Annotated in this window: 3 protein-coding genes, 1 tRNA gene and 1 pseudogene; all 5 read left to right on the forward strand. The window is 41.6% G+C overall.

Going from position 1 to position 4,178, the window contains the following annotated elements; all coding sequences use genetic code 11:
* Positions 1-824, forward strand: an 824-nt coding sequence (locus tag B4H32_RS06140) for an AAA family ATPase (RefSeq protein ID WP_286800904.1), incomplete at its 5' end; no start/stop codon positions are given.
* Between the two features lie 13 nt (positions 825-837).
* Positions 838-1,755, forward strand: a complete 918-nt coding sequence (locus B4H32_RS06145; protein WP_286800905.1) for a DUF58 domain-containing protein — start codon at positions 838-840, stop codon at positions 1,753-1,755.
* A gap of 2 nt (positions 1,756-1,757) precedes the next feature.
* The gene (locus B4H32_RS06150) at positions 1,758-3,761 is read left to right on the forward strand and encodes a DUF3488 and transglutaminase-like domain-containing protein (RefSeq protein WP_286800906.1); all 2,004 of its coding nucleotides are present in this window, start codon (positions 1,758-1,760) and stop codon (positions 3,759-3,761) included.
* A 19-nt stretch (positions 3,762-3,780) separates the two neighbouring features.
* Positions 3,781-3,857 (forward strand) — tRNA-Val (locus B4H32_RS06155).
* Between the two features lie 206 nt (positions 3,858-4,063).
* Positions 4,064-4,178 (forward strand): annotated as a pseudogene (locus B4H32_RS06160) (site-specific integrase); the annotation flags it as partial.

Consider the following 4,178-nt stretch of genomic DNA (forward strand, 5'->3'; position numbering starts at 1 on the left):
AACAGACTAAACTTGCCCTGACCTGTTTATTGGCAGGTGGCCATGTATTGTTTGAAGACTTACCAGGATTAGGCAAAACGACTCTAGCCAGTGCCTTGGCTCGTCTAGCAGGGCTGCATTTCCAGCGTATTCAGTTTACCAATGACATGCTGGCAAGTGATGTCATCGGGATCAATATCTTTAATCAAAAAGAACATTTATTTGAGTTTAAGAAAGGTCCGATTTTTACCCAAATTTTGCTGGCTGATGAAATTAACCGTTGTAGCCCCAAAACACAGAGTGCCTTGCTTGAGGCAATGGAAGAGGCGGCAGTCACGGTGGATGGGATTCATTATGACTTACCGCAACCATTCTGGGTGTTGGCGACCCAAAATCCCCTGTTTCAAAGTGGAACGTATGCCTTGCCTGAGTCGCAGCTTGACCGTTTCTTGATGCGTTTATCGCTCGGTTATCCGTCTCGCCAAGCTGAAAAATTACTGTTACAACAAAGTTCACGTCAGGTTTTAATTCATCAATTAGAAGCAGTATTTACGCAAGTTGATATTTTGCAATTACGTGAATTAGCAAAACAGGTTTTTCTCAGTGATACGGTGCTAAATTATATTCTTGATTTAGCGGCTGAAACCCGTAAGCAACGGCATGGACTTTCTACCCGTGGCGTTTTAGCACTCAAGGCAGCAGCTCAGGCCTATGCACTGGTTGAGGGACGAAGCTTCGTCACCACCGATGATGTGCAAACGGTTTTTGTGGCAGTGGTTGCGCATCGTTTAAGTCTGGGAGAGGTTGAGGTGAGACAGCTTTTGCAGTCAGTTGATACCTTATAGTTGAGAGTGACTTATGCAGAATGGACTTAGGCAGCGAGTACAGCAGTGGATTGCAAAACGCTTTCAGGTGGATGGCAGTAAAACGCTGTTGCAGAAAGATGTTTTGGTTTTCATTTATAAAAAGGGTTTTTTATATCTCATTCTGATCCTGATTACCTTTATTGCTGGGATTAACTATGCCAATAACCTGATTTTAGGATTCTGCTTTTTAATCAGTGCCATTTTATGTATTAGTTTTTACCTGACTTTCAAACAGTTGCACGGCTTACAAATTGAAGTTGTGCCGCCAGAAATTGGGCAGGTTGAACAGGCTTTAATGCTCAAGCTGCTGTTTAAACAGCCAGCAAATAACAGTCGATATCTGCGTGTGCAATGGCAACAACAGGAACAGATTTTTTTTCTTGAGCAGGCTCAACAAACTTTAGAATTACCAGTTATTCCGCAAAAACGGGGCATCTACGATGTAGGTTCAGTAAAAATCTATTCCACCTATCCTTTAGGGCTGGTATGGGCTTGGACTTACCTATATCCCAAACAAAAAGTCTGGATTGCACCCAAAGCCTATGAGTGGCAGAAAGAACATAAGCAGCAAACTACAAATGCACATGATAGTCTGGATGAGTTTAAAGAGTTGAGAGCATTTCAGCAGGGTGATTCCTATCAAAATGTCGCATGGAAGCAGGTTGCGCGTGGGCAGGGATTTTTTATCAAGATGTTTGAAGCTCAGGCCAATCATCAACATCTGGAAATTGATTATCAACAGATTCCAGCACAGGGGCATGAAGAAAAGCTCAGTTTCATGATGGGCTTGATTGAGCAATGTGAACAGTTGGGTGATGACTACGCGGTGATTTTGCCACATGCGCGATTGGAAAGTGGACAAAGGCAATCACAGCTCATCAAGGCTAAACTTTTACTGGCGCAGGCTTAATGATGACCAAGCAAATCTATTTCTGTATTTTGGCTGCACTGGCATTTGTCTTGATGGGGCAAGTCGCCTTTATTCCAGTCACCCTAAGTGGATTATGGGGTGTGGTTTGGTTAACACTGGTCTGGCGATATAGAAAACAAAAAATTTCACCATTTCCACGCTTATTTTTAGTTTTTTTCTCTTTATTGTCTTTAGGTCTTATTTATTTAAATTATCAAACTTTACTGGGAGTAGAAGCAGGAGTCGCATTTTTAAGCACCTGTTTATTTGCCAAAAGTCTGGAGGCTAAAAATACCCGGGATCTGCTGATCGTGTTCAACTTTGCTTTATTCGTTAGTGCGAGCTTACTGTTGCACAGTCAGGCATTCTGGATGGCGGTACTTGTATTCGCATCATTTGTGATGTGCCTGATGGGATTGTATCGGATTCAGACCAGCTTATTTAACAACAACACCATATCTACCAATCAACTGAAACAGGACATTAAACAGATTTTTAAGTTTGTTGGTATTGCAACGCCGTTCTTTATTTTACTGTTTATCTTCTTCCCACGTCTGCCTCCTCTGTGGTCAATTCCAATTCAGAAAGATCAGGCAATCACAGGGATTAGTGACCGCATGTCACCTGGGGATATTGCGGAGCTTTCGCAGTCCTCGGCATTGGCTTTTCGTGTGGTCGCAAATATGTATCAGTTGCCAAGTCGCAATGAATTATATTGGCGTGCTTTGGTGCTGGATGAATATGATGGCACGACATGGACCAGTAGTTTTTTTAATCAGCAAGTCAAAAATATACAGTCTAACTCCCATAGTGTGCCATACCAATATCTGCCTGCCGATGAGCAGGCAAACTGGATTATGGGTTTGGAATATTCGATTCCTCAGGGACGTTATTTACAGCTTTATCAGGATGACAGTATTCGACCAACCCGATTGATTAAACGTAATCAACCCATTCAAATGCAATGGTTGGGAAGAACATCGGCAGAATCTGTTTCTCTGTCGCCACGTCAACTTGAATTTAATATCAGGTTTAAAGAGGGCAGTGATAAAAAAGCCCAGCAATTGGCGCATGAATTATTTGAGCAGAATCAGCAGCAACCTGAAAAATATATTCAGGCAGTGCTGTCCTGGTATCGGAAAAATGGCTTTGTTTATACCCTGACACCAGGCACTTTAGGTGGTGATCGTATCGATCAATTCCTGTTTTCCAGCCGAAAAGGTTTTTGTGAACATTATGCCTCCAGTTTTGTGATGCTGATGCGTTATGTTGGAATACCTGCACGCGTGGTAACAGGTTATCAGGGGGGGCAACTTGCACCTGATGGTCAAAGCTGGGAGGTTCGTCAACTGGATGCACATGCTTGGAGTGAGGTTTATCTCAATGGCAAGTGGAAAAGAATTGATCCGACTGCAATGATTGCGCCACAACGAATTGATACTGGGATGCAGGATTATCTGGCAGAAGATCAAACAGTTTGGGGCGATAATCAAACACAGGCTTGGCGTGTTCAGCAGTTTAAATTATTAAAAAATATGCGTATCTGGAGCGATTATTTAAGTTATCAATGGCAAAGCAAAGTCGTAGGATATGATGCCGAAAAACAGAAAAACTGGTTGGCTCGACTGGGGCTGGATTCAAGCTATGGCTATGCTGTGGTTCTCATTTTAGGAATCGGTGGTGTTTTAATGCTTTACGTTGGTTTCTATTGGTGGAGACAAAGCAGACGCCAACAGCAATATCAACGTATCATTTTTAAATTTCAAAAACAGTTACCGAAATATTTGCAAAAATATCCTGCTGAAACTTTCCATTGCTGGATCAAACGTTTGTCTTTACTTGTTGAGGATCAACAACCATTTGAAAAAGTAATTGTGTTATATCAAAAAATCGTGTTTTTAGAACAAAAGAATGGTTCCGATATTCATCAATTCACGAAGTTGCTTAAAGACTGCGCAATTGCACTCAAACAGTCCCAAAAAACTTGTGAACACGCTGAAAAATGAATATTATACTTCTCATTCTAGGTGTATAGCTCAGTTGGTTAGAGCGCTACGTTGACATCGTAGAGGTCAGCAGTTCGAGTCTGCTTATACCTACCAAAATTTTATACTTAATTATCAAATAGTTAAGTCGCTAAAATTAAGGTAATTTAAGAGTTTTTAATGCTAAATTGGTCAGCTTGATGGTTTAAAATCGTCAAAATCTGCGTCAAAAACACCTTATTATTTCCGTTTTAGCACCAAAACGCCCCCAAGTTTACACTTGGGTTTTGTGTCTGGTGCTGCTACGACACCAAGGTGGATTTATGCAAAAACCAGTGAAGCGCGGCAATGCTTGGCGTATTCAAGTACGCTATAAAAATCTTAGAGACAGTGTCACACGTGATACTGCACGAGAGTGTGAACAATGGGCTGCTATTC

The sequence above is a fragment of the Acinetobacter sp. UBA2063 genome (genome assembly GCF_002333245.1).
GTDB lineage: Bacteria > Pseudomonadota > Gammaproteobacteria > Pseudomonadales > Moraxellaceae > Acinetobacter > Acinetobacter parvus.

Coding starts and splice junctions, on each gene's coding strand:
- B4H32_RS06150 (WP_286800906.1), top strand. CDS start 1,758: ATGACCAAGCAAATCTATTTCTGTATTTTGGCTGCACTGGCATTTGTC.
- B4H32_RS06145 (WP_286800905.1), top strand. CDS start 838: ATGCAGAATGGACTTAGGCAGCGAGTACAGCAGTGGATTGCAAAACGC.